The organism is Rhodococcus sp. FW305-130 (genome assembly GCF_058788335.1).
Genome location: NZ_JBYTAP010000004.1, coordinates 168712 through 183921 on the forward strand (window position 1 = coordinate 168712; position 15210 = coordinate 183921).

General features: G+C 62.4%; 16 protein-coding genes. 8 read left to right on the plus strand and 8 right to left on the minus strand.

Going from position 1 to position 15210, the window contains the following annotated elements:
* Window positions 1-11: 11 nt before the first annotated feature.
* A complete protein-coding gene (gene lysX / locus AC3WQS_RS13890; protein ID WP_047889516.1) occupies window positions 12-3368 on the minus strand; it encodes a bifunctional lysylphosphatidylglycerol synthetase/lysine--tRNA ligase LysX in 3357 nt (1118 codons plus the stop codon).
* 88 nt (window positions 3369-3456) lie between these two features.
* Between lysX and AC3WQS_RS13895 the strand changes: the two genes are divergently transcribed.
* Window positions 3457-3684, plus strand: coding sequence for an RNA-binding S4 domain-containing protein (locus AC3WQS_RS13895; RefSeq protein WP_003943569.1), 228 nt, complete (start codon window positions 3457-3459; stop codon window positions 3682-3684).
* A gap of 15 nt (window positions 3685-3699) precedes the next feature.
* Here AC3WQS_RS13895 and rraA read toward each other — a convergent pair whose 3' ends face one another.
* Together rraA and AC3WQS_RS13905 are read right to left on the minus strand one after the other, a co-directional pair.
* Entirely contained in the window at window positions 3700-4176 is a 477-nt protein-coding gene (gene rraA, locus AC3WQS_RS13900; RefSeq protein ID WP_003943552.1) for a ribonuclease E activity regulator RraA, read from the minus strand.
* Between the two features lie 30 nt (window positions 4177-4206).
* On the minus strand, window positions 4207-4830 hold the full coding sequence (locus tag AC3WQS_RS13905; protein WP_020968028.1) for a TetR/AcrR family transcriptional regulator: 624 nt from the start codon (window positions 4828-4830) through the stop codon (window positions 4207-4209).
* A gap of 124 nt (window positions 4831-4954) precedes the next feature.
* Between AC3WQS_RS13905 and AC3WQS_RS13910 the strand changes: the two genes are divergently transcribed.
* From AC3WQS_RS13910 to AC3WQS_RS13920, 3 genes are read left to right on the plus strand one after another with little or no spacing between them, the layout of a single operon-like run.
* Window positions 4955-6178 (plus strand): phosphotransferase family protein, encoded by a 1224-nt coding sequence (locus tag AC3WQS_RS13910; RefSeq protein WP_047889518.1) that lies wholly within the window; start codon window positions 4955-4957, stop codon window positions 6176-6178.
* Window positions 6175-7338, plus strand: coding sequence for an Rv3169 family protein (locus AC3WQS_RS13915; RefSeq protein ID WP_047889515.1), 1164 nt, complete (start codon window positions 6175-6177; stop codon window positions 7336-7338). Before AC3WQS_RS13910 ends, AC3WQS_RS13915 begins: the two co-directional genes overlap by 4 nt.
* A gap of 51 nt (window positions 7339-7389) precedes the next feature.
* On the plus strand, window positions 7390-8325 hold the full coding sequence (locus tag AC3WQS_RS13920) for a tyrosine-protein phosphatase (RefSeq protein WP_020968031.1): 936 nt from the start codon (window positions 7390-7392) through the stop codon (window positions 8323-8325).
* A gap of 10 nt (window positions 8326-8335) precedes the next feature.
* Here AC3WQS_RS13920 and AC3WQS_RS13925 read toward each other — a convergent pair whose 3' ends face one another.
* Complete coding sequence (locus tag AC3WQS_RS13925; RefSeq protein ID WP_492712030.1) at window positions 8336-8911, minus strand: hypothetical protein; 576 nt, start codon at window positions 8909-8911, stop codon at window positions 8336-8338.
* Window positions 8912-9061: 150 nt separating this feature from the next.
* Between AC3WQS_RS13925 and AC3WQS_RS13930 the strand changes: the two genes are divergently transcribed.
* Both AC3WQS_RS13930 and AC3WQS_RS13935 read left to right on the plus strand, forming a co-directional pair.
* Complete coding sequence (locus AC3WQS_RS13930) at window positions 9062-9526, plus strand: GNAT family N-acetyltransferase (RefSeq protein WP_492712031.1); 465 nt, start codon at window positions 9062-9064, stop codon at window positions 9524-9526.
* Window positions 9523-10131 carry a hypothetical protein gene (locus AC3WQS_RS13935; protein WP_042950232.1) on the plus strand — a complete coding sequence of 203 codons (609 nt, stop codon included), beginning with the start codon at window positions 9523-9525 and terminating at the stop codon, window positions 10129-10131. Before AC3WQS_RS13930 ends, AC3WQS_RS13935 begins: the two co-directional genes overlap by 4 nt.
* 7 nt (window positions 10132-10138) lie before the next feature.
* Here AC3WQS_RS13935 and AC3WQS_RS13940 read toward each other — a convergent pair whose 3' ends face one another.
* Complete coding sequence (locus tag AC3WQS_RS13940) at window positions 10139-10636, minus strand: hypothetical protein (protein ID WP_042950233.1); 498 nt, start codon at window positions 10634-10636, stop codon at window positions 10139-10141.
* A gap of 21 nt (window positions 10637-10657) precedes the next feature.
* On the minus strand, window positions 10658-11554 hold the full coding sequence (locus tag AC3WQS_RS13945; RefSeq protein WP_047889330.1) for an oxygenase MpaB family protein: 897 nt from the start codon (window positions 11552-11554) through the stop codon (window positions 10658-10660).
* Window positions 11555-11724: 170 nt separating this feature from the next.
* Between AC3WQS_RS13945 and AC3WQS_RS13950 the strand changes: the two genes are divergently transcribed.
* A complete protein-coding gene (locus AC3WQS_RS13950; RefSeq protein WP_019746277.1) occupies window positions 11725-12183 on the plus strand; it encodes a hypothetical protein in 459 nt (152 codons plus the stop codon).
* A 154-nt stretch (window positions 12184-12337) separates the two neighbouring features.
* The gene (locus tag AC3WQS_RS13955) at window positions 12338-12721 is read left to right on the plus strand and encodes a helix-turn-helix domain-containing protein (RefSeq protein ID WP_029254127.1); all 384 of its coding nucleotides are present in this window, start codon (window positions 12338-12340) and stop codon (window positions 12719-12721) included.
* Here AC3WQS_RS13955 and AC3WQS_RS13960 read toward each other — a convergent pair.
* Window positions 12667-14115, minus strand: a complete 1449-nt coding sequence (locus AC3WQS_RS13960) for a histidine-type phosphatase (protein WP_047889331.1) — start codon at window positions 14113-14115, stop codon at window positions 12667-12669. The genes AC3WQS_RS13955 and AC3WQS_RS13960 overlap by 55 nt on opposite strands.
* A 349-nt stretch (window positions 14116-14464) precedes the next feature.
* Window positions 14465-15181, minus strand: coding sequence for a TSUP family transporter (locus AC3WQS_RS13965; protein WP_047889332.1), 717 nt, complete (start codon window positions 15179-15181; stop codon window positions 14465-14467).
* Window positions 15182-15210 lie beyond the last annotated feature (29 nt).

Sequence of the window (15210 nt, forward strand, 5' to 3'; positions counted from 1 at the left end):
GAGAATCCGGACTACTGACGCGGTTTCGCGAGGGGGAAGGCCAGCGTCTCGCGGATGCTGCCGCCCGTGATCAGCATGACGATTCGGTCGACGCCCATCCCGAGACCACCCGTCGGCGGCATCGCGTGTTCGAGGGCCTGAAGGAAGTCCTCGTCCAATTCCATCGCTTCTGGATCACCGCCGGCCGCGAGCATCGACTGCTCGGTGAGCCGGTTGCGCTGATCCACGGGGTCGGTCAACTCGCTGTACGCGGTTCCCAGTTCGACACCCCACGCCACGAGGTCCCACTTCTCGGCGACGCCGGGGATGCTGCGATGCGGCCGGGTGAGCGGAGACATCGAGGTGGGGAAGTTGGTGTAGAACGTGGGGAACTCCGTGTAGTCCTCGACCAGGTGCTCGTACATCTCCTGCGCGATGGCGCCGGTATCCCAGCTGGACTGGTACGGAATCTCGTTGGCGTCGCACAGCTTCTGCAGGTCTTCGAGACTCGTCTCGGGGGAGACGTCGACACCAAGCTTTTCGGCGACGGCGCCGTGCATCGTCTTCACCGGCCACTCGCCGGAGATGTCGACCTCGACCAATTCGCCGTCCGGGCCGGGTCGCATGATGATTTCGCGCCCGAACGCTGCGACGGCCGCCGCCTGGATGAGCTCGCGGCACATCCGCATCATGCCCTCGTAGTCGCTGTGCGCCTCGTAGGCCTCGAGGATCGTGAATTCGGGATTGTGTTTGAAGTCGACGCCCTCGTTACGGAACACGCGGCCGATCTCGAACACCTTCTCCATACCCGCGACGCACAACCGCTTGAGGTACAGCTCGGGTGCGATGCGGAGATAGAGGTCGAGGTTGTAAGCGTTGATGTGTGTCAGGAACGGAGCGGCGTTCGCGCCGCCGTGCACCTGCTGCAGGATCGGGGTCTCGACTTCGAGGTATCCGCGACCACCGAGTGAATCGCGCAGCGACTTCACTACGGCGCTTCGGGCCTCGAGCAGTTCGCGGGCCTTCGGGTTGAGGGCGATGTCGAGGTACCGCTGGCGGACTCGGGTCTCGGGATCCGAGAGGCCCTTCCACTTGTCCGGCAGCGGGTGCAGGCACTTGCCGTTCATGCGCCACTCGGCGGCGATGAGCGACAGCTCGCCCTTGCGGCTGCGCCCGATGGTTCCGCTCACTTCGATCAGGTCACCGAGATCGAATTCGGCAGCGAACTCCGCCAACTTCTCGCGGCCGACGTTGTCCTGGTCGACCAGAACCTGGATGTCGCCGGACCAGTCGCGCACGTCCGTGAACACGACTCCGCCGTAGTCGCGAACCCTCAGCAGGCGTCCCGCGATGCGTACGCGGGTGCCCTCCGGCGACTTCGCTGCGGCCGCGATCGTATGCGTCGGCGGATAGGCGACGGGGTAGGCGGCGATTCCTTCGTCGGCCAGTTGCGCGAGTTTGTTCATGCGCACGCGGACCTGCTCGGGTCGACGCGGACCGTTGGTCGTGAACGACGGCGCCGAGTCCGGCGGACTGCCGTCGGCGTGCAGTCCTTCGGAAGTCACCAGAGCTGCCGGCACCGCCGCATGCGTTCCGGTGTGCTTGACGACCTGGCTCGACTTGCGCCCGAAACTGGGCAGAACGACAAAGCCTTCGGCGATGGCCGACGCGAATCCGACGCGCGGCAGCTCACGGTTGTCCTCGAAGCAGAGAAAACGCGGCTCCCAATCCGGCTGGTACTTCACGTTCGAGCGGTACAGCGCTTCGAGCTGCCACCAGCGGGAGAAGAAGACGAGCACCGAGCGCCAGATGCGGAGGATCGGGCCGGCGCCGATGCGCGAACCTTCCTCGAACACCGAGCGGAAGACGGCGAAGTTGAGCGAGACCCGCACGACGCCGATCTCGTCCGAACGTGTGGCCAACTCCGAGACCATCAATTCGACGACACCGTTGGGCGCCGTCGGCTTACGGCGCATCAGGTCGAGCGAAACGCCGTTCGGTCCCCACGGCACGAGCGAAAGCATGCCGACGACGCTTTCGTCCTCCGTGCCTTCGCCCATGACGGCTTCGACGAGGAGGCAGTCGCCGTCGAGGTGATCGCCCAGTCGGCCGAGCGCCATGGAGAAGCCGCGCTCGGTGTCGGTGTCACGCCAGTCGTCCGCGCGGATGATGACGGCTGCCATGTCCTCCGGCGGGATGTCGCGATGGCGTCGCATCCGCACGGTGACGCCGTGGCGCCTGACGCGGGTGACGGCCTGGCGCACCGGGCGCATGTCGCGTCCGTTGAGGTTGAACTCGCGGGTGCGCAGGATCGCTTCGTCGCCGAGTTGCAGGACGCTCAAGCCTGCCTTCTTGTACGCCGTCGCCCCGGTTTCGCTGGCGCCCATGACGGCTGTCGCCCAGCCGTACTGCGAGGCCAGGTCCTGCCACGCTTCGATGGCGTGCGGCCACGCCTCGGGATCGCCGATGGGATCACCACTGGCGAGGCAGACGCCGATTTCGACGCGGTAGGTGATCGCGGCCTTGCCGCTCGGCGCGAAGATGACGGCCTTGTCGCGGCGGGTGGCGAAGTAAGCGAGGGAGTCGTCGGCGCCGAAGTTCTGGATCAACCCGCGGATCGCGGACTCGTCGTTGCCGGTGAGGGCGTTGTTGGAGCGTTGCGCGCGGAAGAGCGTCATAACGGCGGCGAGTAGTGCGATGGCGCCGAGGAGACCGAGGACCGTGTTGACGAAGACGCGTGGATGGCCGTCGAACACCTCGTTGTCGACCGAAGCCGCAGCGGTGACGCGGTTCAGGGCCCAGAGGAATCGTTGGTTCTGCGGCAGGTCGCCCGGGAAGAGTTCGACAAGGCCCCAACCGATCACGGTCGCGACAGCCATGCCGCCGATCAGTACGCCGAGCGCTTTCCAACCGGCGCCGCGTCGTACGCGTGTGTAGAACTCGGGCCTCGCGGCGATGAGGATTCCGATCACGACAAGCAAAACGACAGCGGCGACGGCGTTGTTCGGGTTCTTGTCGACGATCGTGGAGGCGATGTTGGTGAGGGTGATCAGCGCGAGGTAGATCGTCAGCAGCCACCAGGCGATGCGCTTGCGACTCGCGAGGGCCGCGGCGAGCAGGGCGACGACGAGCGCCCACGACAGGCTCGTATCCGGTGCGTCGAAGTAGTAGCTGTCGATGTATTCGCGTGGGACGCGGAGGATGTGCCGCAGAACCGGCGAGATGCTCCACAGGAACACCAGTACGGAGAAAACTCCGAGGATCAATCCCGAGATATGGGGAACCTGGCTGAACCGCCCTTTGCGGAATCGCCGCGCCTGGCGCGGATTTTCGGGTGGCGATTCCACCAGCTCTGCAGTGGTGTCCGATACCTCGGTCAATGGTGCCATCGAGCTTCCTCTCCTACCGGTCGATCAGATCCTCACGCTAAGTGTGGTCTGTCGTGTCCAGTTTTGTGGGAGGAGGAAGATGATTGACATGACCGACAACATTCCAGCAGTACCCATCCGCGACGAAATGATTCGGCTCGGTCAGTTTCTCAAGCTCGCGAACCTCATCGAATCGGGCGCGGAGGCCAAGGAAGTGATCGCCGACGGCATGGTTTCGGTCAACGGTGAGGTCGAGGATCGTCGGGGCCGCCAGCTTCGTGACGGCGATGTCGTCGAGATCGGCGGGATGGCCGCCAAAGTGGAAGCCCCCGCCTGATCCCGCGACTTCTGACTAACTTTCGCGAACTACGACGCCGTCCTGGTCGCTGTAGACGATCTCGCCGGGGTTGAAGGTGACTCCGCCGATTTCGATCGGCACGTTCTTCTCGCCCGAACCAGTCTGAGTGCTCTTGCGCGGGTTGGTGCCCAGCGCCTTGACGCCGATGTCGAGGGTGCGCAGGATCGCCGAGTCGCGGACAGCTCCGTTGACGATGACGCCGGCCCAGCCGTTGTCGACGCCGCGGCCGGCGATGATGTCGCCGACCAGGGCGGTGTGGATGCTCGCGTCACCGTCGACGACGAGGACTCCACCGTTGCCCGGTTCGCTGAGGGTCTGCTTCACGAGCAGGTTGTCCTGGAAGCACTTGATGGTGGTGATGGGGCCGGCAAACACTTCACGTCCACCGAACTGGGTGAACTGCGTGTCGCAGCTACGGATGTCGGGTCCGATCTCGTCGGCAAGGTCAGCGGTCGCTACAGGCTCGGTCATGCCCCACAGGATAGTCGGCGGGGCTCGGGCCTAGTTGTCGTCGGGGAGTATGCCGTTCAGCACTATGTCGGCAAGAGAATCGGCAAACGGTCCCGGGTCCGAGACGTCACGAACCGACAGCGCGAAGATGGCCGCGCCCGCCATGATGTCGAGGAGAGCGTCGGCGTCGACGCCACTTCGGATGTCGCCGCGCTCCCTCGCCGCTTCCAGTCGACGGTTCAGCTCGACGCGGACTCCGGCCAGTTGCCGCACCACGAGAACGTCGCGTAATTCCGCGTTTGTTCGCACTTCGCTCATCAGTCCGGGCGCCGCGGCCCGGGTGGCGGGAGCGGCGAACAGTGCCACCGCGCCCTGCACAAGCGCGCGAATCTGATCCGCGATCGTGCCCTCGGCGCCGAGTTCGGTGTCGATGTCCGCGCCCTGTTCGACGTCGAGCACGGGGTAGATCGCGTCGTTGACGATGTGTGCCTTCGACGGCCACCGACGGTAGATGGCCGGACGCCCCACTCCGGCACGCGTGGCGATGGCGTCGATGGACGTGCCGGCGTACCCCTTTTCTTCCAACAGTTGCCTGGTCGCGTCCAGTACTGCGTCGTCGATTGCAGGGTTTCGCTGCGGGCCCAGGCGGTGCTGAGTTTCGGAATCTTTGGACATTTTGGGCAAATCCCTTGCGGTATCGCTGTGATGGCCGTTACATTCTGTCACGGCTTTAGTCGATACATATTGTATCGACTATCGGCACGTGCGCATCGGCGCCACCGAACCACGAGGAGTGGTGATGAACCTTCGAACCGAAACAGAAACCTCAGGCGAAGATCCCGACTACGCCGAATTCGCCAGGCCCGGCGAATCCCGCAACGACCCGGCCGAGATGCGACGCAGCCTCGAAGGCTGGCTCGCGACCGTGCTGTGGCGAGGCTCGAAACCTTCCGTGACCTCGGTCGAGGTGCCGGCTGCGAACGGCATGTCCAACGAGACCGTGCTGTTCGATGCGACGTGGATCGAGGACGGGGTTCGAGCCGAGCATCGCCTGGTCGCCCGCATCGCCCCGCGAGACAGTGCGGTGCCGATCTTCCCGTCGTACAACCTGGACCAGCAGTTTCGGGTCATGAGCGCCGTCGCAGCTCATACGTCGGTGCCGATCCCGCGCGTGTACTGGTCCGAGAGCAACCCGGACGCGCTCGGCGGCGAGTTCTTCGTGATGGAACGGCGCGACGGCGAAATCCCGCCAGACGTCATGCCGTACACGTTCGGATCCTGGCTCTCGGAGGCTTCAGCGGACGACTGTTCTCGGCTCCAGCAGTCCTCGGTCCGAGTGCTGGCGGAGTTGCACGCTATGGCCGATCCACACCTCGCTCTCCCCGAGTTGTGTCGCGATGGTGCCGAACCGACTGGGGCAGAAGCTCTTCGCGTGCACCTCGAGGACCAGCGACGCTATTACGAGTGGGCAACAGCCGACGGACCAGGATCTCCGTTGATCGAGCGCGGCTTCGACTGGATCGAAGCGAACTTTCCCGCCGATGCCGGTTCCGCAGTGCTCTGCTGGGGTGACTCGCGGATCGGAAATGTCATCTACCGCGACTTCGAACCAGCGGCGGTCCTCGACTGGGAGATGGCCACACTGGGGCCGCGTGAACTGGACCTCGGCTGGATGATCTTCCAGCACAGGTTCTTCGAGGATCTCGCTGCCATGGCCGGACTCCCCGGAATGCCGGACTTCCTTCGTCGCGAGGCCGTGGCAGAGGTCTACGGCTCGCTTTCCGGCCACCAGGTTGCGGATCTAGATTTCTACATCGTGTACGCCGCGCTGCGGCATGCGGTGATCATGTTCCGAGTCCAAAGTCGCGCAGTGGCTTTCGGTCAGGCGGAATTCCCCGACAATCCGGACGAGATGATCCTGCACCACAAGACACTCGAAGCCATGCTCGACGGCACCTATTGGGAATCGCTCGCTACAGCCACGCTCACAACAGCGTCGGTCGCAACAGGAGATGCACGATGACACTGTCCCCGCTCGACGACTACCCGGTACATCAGATCGCCGAGACCATCCGCCACGTGGGCATCTCGGATCGAAACTTCTACGACCGCTACTACTTCAACTGCCATGCCGGCGTCGACGGCGACAGCGAGCCGCTGTTTCTCATCATCGGTCTCGGTCAGTACCCCAATCTTGGTGTGTGCGACGGCTTTGCGGTTCTTCGGCGCGGCGACGACCATATCGTCTTCCGGGCATCCCGCGCCTTGGGTGACGATCGTATGGACCTGTCAGTAGGCCCGTTGAGGATCGAGATCATCGAGGGTCTGCACCGTCTGCGGGTGGTGTTGGACCCGAGTCCCGAAGCGCCGGACCTGAGCTTCGACCTCACCTTCGAGTCCGACGGCCCCGCCAATCTCGAGGCCAGACATTTCCATCGCCAGCTCGAACGAGTCACCTTCGACACGCAACGATTCGTGCAGACCGGAACATGGTCCGGATCCCTGACCGTCGACGGCGACGTCATCCCGGTCACCCCGGAGACGTGGCGGGGTAATCGCGATCGATCCTGGGGTGTTCGACCGGTCGGCGAGGCGGAACCTCCTGGACGCAAGGCGGATCCGTCGATCGCCGGTAGTCAGAACTTCTTCTGGATCTACTCGATCATGCAATTCGGGGACTTCACCGTGGTCACGGTCGTTCAAGAGGATCAGCAGGGACGCCGAATTCTGGAGGATGCGACACGCGTCTGGGCGGATCGTTCGCGCGAGCCGGAGTGGTTGGGTCGACCGGACCACCAGCTCACCTTCATTTCCGGCACCCGCGAGGTGAAGAGCGGAACTCTGTACTTCCGGCGTCCCGGTGCACCAGGAGAATCCGACCACATCCTGGAGATAACCTGCGAACCGATTCTGCCCAACTACATCGGTGTCGGTACGGGCTACGGACTCGAGCAGGATTGGCGCCACGGGATGTGGCAGGGAGAACTGGTGGTTCAGGGCCTGCGAGAGAAGGTTTCGGACATCGAACCGTGGAAGAAGATGCTGTGCCCGGTCGACAATTTGGCCCGGTTCACCCTTGTAGAAGACGGCGTAACCCGCACCGGGACAGGCCTGTTCGAAGTAGCAGTCATCGGACCCCATCAGCGATACGGGTTCACCGGAATCGGTGACGTCGCACCGTAACTCCGGCTCGCCAAACCACAAATCCCAAACTACAGAGAGAGGTACTGCCACATGTCCACACGCTCACGAATGTTGTTCGCTCGCACTGCGAAGGCCGCCGCACTTGTTGTCACCGGAGGTCTGTTGTTTGCCGCTCCCGCCACGGCCATCCCGCTCGACTTGGGCTCTCTCAACACGGGATCGGTCGATCTCGGCTCGCTCGATCCTGTGCTCGCGCCGACACCGAACTTGGCCTCCGTGGCCAACTTTCGCGACGTCGCCGGCAATGACGGTAGGGGATACGCCACCGTCGACGGCTCGCACCTCAAGCGCGGCGTCATCTACCGGTCCAATGCGCTGACCGCGACCAGCGATGCAGACAAGGCGACGCTCACCGGCCTCGGACTTGCCGACGCCTATGACCTCCGCGGTTCAACCGAGATCTCCAACCCGTTCATCGGTGGCGCGGACAAGCTCCCGGACGGTGTGACGTACACGAACATCCCCATCGAGTTCAAGGATCTCACTCAGCTCGCCACAACGATCAAGTCGCCGGAAGAGGCCAAGCAGTTCTTGGTCGACACCAACCGCAGTTTTGTCACCGACCCTGTGCGCCGCGCCGGCTTCAAGCAGGTTCTCTCGGACATCGCTGCTGGTGACGGGGTGCAGTTGTTCCATTGCACTTCAGGCAAGGACCGCACGGGTTGGACCGCGATGTTGTTGCAGTCCATCGCGGGTGTCCCCGCCCAGACGATCATGGACGACTATCTGTTGAGCAACACCTACCTTCAGGCGACCAACGAGAAGATCCTTGCGCAGATCTCTCAGGCTCTGAGCCCGCAGGTAGCGACCAATCTCGAGCCGGCCCTCGGTGTCGATGCGTCGTACCTGGAAGCTGGACTCGCGCAGATAGCCAGCGATTACGGAACCGTCGACGGTTATCTCACCGAAGGTCTCGGACTCACTGCGGACACGATCGCACTTCTGAAGGCCAAGCTCGTCGACTAGTTGCGCGCCGCTAAAACGCTTGAACGAACGAGTACCAGTCGCCGTCGAACTCCTGGTATCCGATCTCGCCGTCGCGGCGGGGCTTGCCGAGATATGGTGCGCCGTCGGGTAAGTACGCCAATCCGATCGAATCGATCAGACCGCCCTCGATGTGGAAGCGGCACCCGTTGCCGACGGGCCAGACCTGCAGGACCCGGTAGACGCCAATTGTTTGGTTGTCCAACGACTTCTGGCAATCCGCGGCCACTGCTTCGAGCGAATCTTTCGACAATGCAAACGCAACACGAGAAGGGACGGACAAGGTCACGAGCGCACCGGTGACGAGGACTATCACCGGCGCGATCGTGCTCAACCGGAGCGTTTTGTACTTCATCCAACCAATCAGGCTGAGTATCAACCACACTCCACCCAAACCGAGTAATACCGAGGCGGCGAGCGCAAAGAATGGAAAGTACACAACCGGCGGCATGAAGGACCACACGATGACGCCGCATGTGAGAGCGACAAGTACTGCGGTGACAATCGCTGCCACCTTCCACCAGGATGCCGGACTTCCACGCTCAGTTGTCGGATCACCGTCAGTCATCGGATCACCCTTGCACAAGGCAGTAATTGTGGGGTGGCAACGAATGGAATTGTTGCCACTGGTTTACGTCGAGGCCGTCGTGCGTTGAACCGAGAATTGGTCACTTTCAGCGCCGGCTATCTCTCTGATGCCGGAGGGTATGGTCGGATTGTGAACCAGGATCTGATCATTCGCCGCTACCTACCCTCGGATGAGGATGTGGTCGTCGACCTGTGGTCGCGCGCTGCCCGTGAAGCCCATCCATTCCTTGCAGGCGAGGGGACCGGTGAGCGGGAGCAGAAGATGCGAGAGGTCTATCTGATTCAGGCCGACAATTGGGTGGCTGAGCACAACTCCGAAGTTGTTGGCCTGTTGGGAATGATCGGCTCCGAGATCGGGGGACTGTTCGTCGCGCCGGCATCACAGGGGTTGGGTGTCGGTCGGGCGTTGGTCGAACACGCCACAACCATGCACGGCGAGGTGACACTCGAGGTTTACACACTCAACGATCGCGCACGCAGGTTCTATGCGCTGATGGAGTTCGAAGAAGAGGGGCGCCGACACGACGCCGAGACAAACCATGAATTGATCACCCTGCGTCGTACTGGTCGCGACTCCTCCCAAGCGCCGGCATGAGAAATACGGATCAGCCCAGCACGGGCCTGACACTGTGCACCGATCTGACGGCTACCGATTGGCTGGTCGATCAGGATTTGCCTTGGTATCAGTTGGCTGGGCGCGGCCCGATCGGATTTCCGAAGTATGCGCGCCTGCGGTTCATCCCAGATCCGAGCTTTCCCGGTCAGAAATCCAATGATGTCGATTTCGATCAAACCGGGCCGGAAGAGAAAGTGCTGATCGGCTTCGCCCTGGATGTGTTGTCCACTTACACAACCACACCCGACGAGTGCTATTTCTGCATGTGGACCGGGTGGGGGTCGGCAGTCGGTGATGACGTTCCGCGGTTCGAGATCCCCAATCGTGACTACTGGCTCTTCCGTGGAACGCTTGCCGACTACGCCGATTGGAGCGTGGAGAACTCAGCTCGTTGGCCGTGGGGTTCTTCCCCTGATCCGGCCTTCATCTGGCCGGCGGATCATGCATGGTGCATAACCAATGATGTCGACCCACATTTCGCGATCATCGCCGCCCCTGAGGAAGCGATCATTCGAATTGTGGCCGATTCGCGGATCGATGCCGTCCTCGACGACCCGGATATCGTTCCGCCGTATTGGCACTGACGACCGATCACGGCCAAGTCTCGAGTTCGACTACCAGCGTGTTCCAGCGGACGCCGAAATTTGTGGGGACCTGACCCGTCTCGCAGTACACCGTCGGCCCGTCGAAGACGACGTTGAAGAGACCGGAATGAATTGTCGTCAAGAGTGTTTCGTGTTGCACGAGGTGGCCGGGCCGCGCTTTCACCCGTACGCGCCCGGTGGGCTGAGTGCGGTATTGCGTCCAGAGGTAGCGATCCCACACCAGGCAACCTCTCAACCGCACCTCGCCGACGCTTCCGACATCGTCGCCGATCAGTGTCGTAAATCCGTGTCCGATATGGGCTATGTGCTCAGTGCGGCCGTCGATTGTCACGGTCGCGATGCGTGCATCGATTTCGCAGCACACCTCGGCAGGAAGGTCCAACATTTCGGGACTGGCCCAGTAGGTCGTCGGTTCGCAAGTATCGCCAGGCATGGGGGTGTCGCGCCACGGTTCGAGATCCTCGAGCATCCAGAGTTGCGCCACCGTGCAAGTATCCCAACGCGTCTACGCTTGGGCCTGCTGGTCTGCCTGCAGGTGCTTGACCGGGCATCCCGTGGGGAAGGTGCCGAGGTCTTCGACCTTGTAACCGTTCGGGTAGCTGCGGATGTTGGGTAGCTCGCGGGCGAATTTCCGCTTCGTACGCACCGGGAAGAAGCGCAGCAGACGCGCACGGACCTTCAGCGCACCGCGCGAGACGACGCGCATCGCGGTGCTCGGGTGCTTGTAGTGGAAGGCGTCGAGTAGGTGATCGTCCATGAGGGCGAAGGCGAATCCCTTGACCAGAGCCTTCGGCGCCAGGTTGTTGGGCGGGAAGGTGCACATCAGGTCGAGGGTGGAATCGGCGACCGCCCGAGCGCCGGGGTCGAATGAAAAGTGTTCGCGCTCATAGTCGTCGAGAAGTCTGACGAACCCCTCGTAGGTGTCAGGAGTGTCCTTGATGTTCATGTACCGACCCAGGTGGCGGTAATAATTCGTCGACCCGACGATCTCGTTGTCGGTCATCTTCCGCCAGCCGTACTCGTCGAGCCATCTGACCGGCGTGACGACAAAGGTGGCCAGAACGTAGAGCATGTCGTCGTTGGAGATGTCGTAAGAACCGTGCATCTGATTCATTCGACGGACGCTCTTGCGGCCTTCGGTGCTGCTGAGGCCGTGCTCGAGGATGGCGTCGAGGATCAGGCTGGTGTCGTCGTAGCGCTTTTGAACCTTGTCGGTGAACTCGCCCGTCGAGAAGAGGAGCTTGCCGATCGAGGGAACCGCGTACGTGCGAAAGAGGGCGAAGCTGAGCGCCTGATTGATGTCCCAGGGAAACTCTTGCGCCGCGAGAATGCGCGACATCTCTTCGTAATCGGTTTCGGGATCGAGTCGATCCGTGCGACTGCGGAGGTCGTAGCGCTTCATCTGAACACTCCCTGGGACTGGTCTGCGCGCTGCAGAGGTAGGTGTGAGCTGCACCACCGACTGTAGTTCTGACAACACGCGTTGTCTAGGGGTGTGAATAGTCGACTTTCCATCGTTTCGGGCGTTGTACCAGGGGTATCCGGAGAGTGTTGTCGACCCGAGGAGCAGCTATGAGCGTCACACGCACGGCCGGGGTTTTTGCGGCCATCGGATTACCGATTGCCGCGAGCGTCATGTTCGCCGGAGTCGCCTCGGCTGATCCGCCCCACCCTTTCGGCGGCGCAGCCGTCACCATCGGGTGCCCGAATCAGGGGTCACTGGCCTCCTTGACCGGGCTCACCGGCCAGTCCGGACCAGAGTCCAATCCGCCCATCGCCAAGGGTGATATTCGCTTCGATTCGTTCCCGGCAGCCGCGCCCATTCCGGCGGCGGGTCAGGTGACCGTTGCGTGGGTCAACACCGACACGGGTAAGTCCGGAATCGTCGACCTGGTAGGGGCGTACCCGTATCTCTCTGCGACGGTGAATACCGGCGTCGGCAATGTCGTTGCGACGGCGTTCGGTTCGATCAATTGGGGCAGTAGTCCCATCTGCCAGTCGAATCCGACGATCGGCAGGTTCATAGCCTGATCTTCGGCCCCTGATCGTCACGGCCTGAACGGGCACAGGGTTGGCGGTATCGCGTGATTATCTGTCATCTCGGAGATACCGCCGTGTCCGTCCCATCCCATATTCTGAAACGTGTTAGTTGAAAGCATATTTCAGGGATGGAAAAGGTGGCGACGTGAACGGGTCGAGCGCGCGTCAGTTGATGAGCCAGATGCTCGTCGAGAAACGAAACAGTCTTGCGCCCGAAATGGTCGGCATGCGCTGCGAGGGTGCTCGCCGCATGCACGGCCTCAGTCGGCGTGATGTCGCGCAGATAGCCGACATCAGTTTCAATCACTATCAGCGGCTGGAACAGGGTACGTCCGTTGGTGTTTCGGCTCCGGTCATCGTACGTATCTGCGACGCCTTGTTGATGGAAGACGACGAGAAGGCGCGCATGCTGGCGTTGCACCAGGCATGGGCGCGCCCTCGTCGACCGCTGGCTGGATCCCGAGTTGCCGGACCTCAGGCCGCCGGTGAAATCTCCGGTAGGCAGCGGGCCAGTTCGGCCGGCGTGTAGAAGAAACTCCCGGCGCTCACCGGAGCGCACGGGGCAGCAAATGCTGTCTCGCGCTCGTTGTAGAGCATTCGGACCAGCCGATCACCGTCCGGTCCGGCGTAGACGTCCCACTGCACGTTGGCGGCCATCGGGCTGACATTCGCTCCGCGCCAGGGGTTGTTCGCATAGGTGTAGAGATCACCCTCGGCCTGCGAGACGGTGCTCCCCGGCAGTTTCAGGAGCGCAGCGAAGGGGATGATCGTTTCTGCGTGTGCAAACCGGAAGTCCGCTCCCGGTACGGCGGCGTCGCCGGTGTGTTCCTGCAAGCCGCGCAGGAACTCGTCGCGCAGGACGGTTGCCATCCGGTAGGTGACGTCTTCACCGGTGAAGCCAGGGCCCTTGGCGTAGAAGTCCTCGGCGTCGTTCGTGTACGCGAGCCACTGAGCGTCGTCGGAGTCGATGAACCGCTCGAAATTCCACTTGCCTTCTTCGGCCATGCCCGGAGTGATGATGTACGTGTTGTACAGCATGTACGCGGCGTCGACCTCGTTGTCGATCGTGCTGGAACCCTTGCCACGGTCGACGAGTGAGAACTCGCCCGCACTCAGCCGGTTCACGAAGTCCTCCGAGTAGAGCCTGAGCATCATGTGCCGCGAGACCTCGCGGGTGCGGGGAAGATCGGCGATCTGGTCGTCGACGGCTTTCAGTCGAGGATCCGACTCTTCGTAGTCCTTGTAGTCGGCGTTTTCATCCGAGTCGTGGAAGTAGAGAAGGTCGGCATCCGTGGTCACCGGCGCAACGTCACCGGCGACGGCCGGAAACGCACCGGTCAGGCCCTGAGCGAAGTTCTCGGCGCTGTCCACGGCACGGTCGACGCCCGACGAAGTCAAAGTGATGGTGCCCTGTTGCGCTGCGATGGCGTCGAACAATTGAGGGAGGCGCTCGGTGACGCGCGCTCCGAGCTGCCGATGTTCGGTGACCCCGAGTCCGCTGAGGTTGCCGTACCCCAGCTTCTTGTTGGCGTCCATGAGATCACGAAGCGCCGGGCCGAATTCCTTGCCGACGGGTGTCAATGCGTTCTCGGCTTCGGCGATTTCCCACAGCTGCAGGCTCAGGTCGTCGTACTTCAGGCTCGACAGTGCTCTGGAACCATGGCGCGCAACACTTTCCGTGTACACCGGGATGTATCCGGTCGGCGGCGCCTGATAGTCGGCGATGCGCTGGCCGGGAGTGTAGGGCGTCTTGGAGGTGAAACCGCCGTTGCTGACGGTCGGTGTCTCTGTCGAACCGGAACTCGAACCGGCGTCGAGCGAACCGAACGGTGACGCCGTGGCGATGGACTGGACGCTGCTGGTGACAAGCACGAGTCCGACAGCGCCGGCAGCGGCCAGCACGCCGAAGCGTGAGCTTCGCATGGTGAGTTGATCCTCTCCGTCGGTGCCGGGGTGACACGACGGAAGGAAAGTTAGAACAGCTAAGCGTCCGAATTGCACCTATTTGCCCATGTGCAGATGGACGCGGGGTTACAAGTTTCGGATCCGCCGAGCTCAGGAGGGTTTGGCGGCAATCCCGATCGACACGGAGAGCGACAACGCGATGAGGGTCATGGCCAGCCACTGGTAGCTCTTGGGCGTGGGCTGCTTCTTACGTCCGAACTTGCTCACTGATGTCTCCCGTTTGTCCGTGGGTACTCAGCACATATTACTGTTCCATTACCCCGATGGCGCGGTCGACGGGAAAAAGTGTGCGATCAGACAGGATCGGTCAAGTTGCAACAGTGACGCTACGGAGGAGCAGTGCGGTTGCGGCAACGATGATCACGTATGTCGTGACCCGATTCGAGGTGAGCAGAGAGATTCTGCGGGCGACCAATGTCCCGAGGGCGTGACCGCACAGCAACAGTGGGGACAGTGCGAGGGCTGTCAGCAGTTCGGCGCGAGTGATGCCCACCTGAAACTGCAATGCAGCCAGTGTGGCCGCGGCCATGAGGAGAAAGATCGTCGAGAGCGTCGACCGTAGTTCGGCAGCGTTCGGCGTCCGATATGTCAGTGAAAGTGGCGGGCCGGGCATGGCAGCCAGTGCGCCCATGAAGCCTGCCGCGATGCCGGCGCCGGCGAGTGCATGGCTGGTGCCGCCGAAGGACTTGCCCGTGAGGAGGGCTGCTCCCGCGGCCAATGCGACGACGGCAACCAACACGTGCACGACGGTTACCTCGACGCGGCCGAGGAACCACAGACCCGCAGCAATTCCGGGAATCATTGTGGCACTGGCGATCAGTACCGCTTTCAGGTCGCAGTGCCGGCGTTCCCGGATTGCGACCAAGCCCATGATGGGTAGCGTGAGAAGTAGAAGTGGTGCCGGAACCAGCTGTGGCGCAATCAGAATCAGGGCAGGGCCGGCGACCAGACCGAAGCCCGATCCCGTTGCCGACTGAATTGCAGACGAGCCGACGAGTACGCAGGCGACCAGGATAAGAATCACATTCCCATTCTCTGGGCAGTCTGGCACTG

Excerpts from the sequence above, each read along its gene's own strand:
- lysX (WP_047889516.1), bottom strand. The coding sequence starts at position 3,368 with ATGGCACCATTGACCGAGGTATCGGACACCACTGCAGAGCTGGTGGAA.
- AC3WQS_RS13895 (WP_003943569.1), top strand. The coding sequence starts at position 3,457 with ATGACCGACAACATTCCAGCAGTACCCATCCGCGACGAAATGATTCGG.
- rraA (WP_003943552.1), bottom strand. The coding sequence starts at position 4,176 with ATGACCGAGCCTGTAGCGACCGCTGACCTTGCCGACGAGATCGGACCC.
- AC3WQS_RS13905 (WP_020968028.1), bottom strand. The coding sequence starts at position 4,830 with ATGTCCAAAGATTCCGAAACTCAGCACCGCCTGGGCCCGCAGCGAAAC.
- AC3WQS_RS13910 (WP_047889518.1), top strand. The coding sequence starts at position 4,955 with ATGAACCTTCGAACCGAAACAGAAACCTCAGGCGAAGATCCCGACTAC.
- AC3WQS_RS13915 (WP_047889515.1), top strand. The coding sequence starts at position 6,175 with ATGACACTGTCCCCGCTCGACGACTACCCGGTACATCAGATCGCCGAG.
- AC3WQS_RS13920 (WP_020968031.1), top strand. The coding sequence starts at position 7,390 with ATGTCCACACGCTCACGAATGTTGTTCGCTCGCACTGCGAAGGCCGCC.
- AC3WQS_RS13925 (WP_492712030.1), bottom strand. The coding sequence starts at position 8,911 with ATGACTGACGGTGATCCGACAACTGAGCGTGGAAGTCCGGCATCCTGG.
- AC3WQS_RS13935 (WP_042950232.1), top strand. The coding sequence starts at position 9,523 with ATGAGAAATACGGATCAGCCCAGCACGGGCCTGACACTGTGCACCGAT.
- AC3WQS_RS13945 (WP_047889330.1), bottom strand. The coding sequence starts at position 11,554 with ATGAAGCGCTACGACCTCCGCAGTCGCACGGATCGACTCGATCCCGAA.
- AC3WQS_RS13950 (WP_019746277.1), top strand. The coding sequence starts at position 11,725 with ATGAGCGTCACACGCACGGCCGGGGTTTTTGCGGCCATCGGATTACCG.
- AC3WQS_RS13960 (WP_047889331.1), bottom strand. The coding sequence starts at position 14,115 with ATGCGAAGCTCACGCTTCGGCGTGCTGGCCGCTGCCGGCGCTGTCGGA.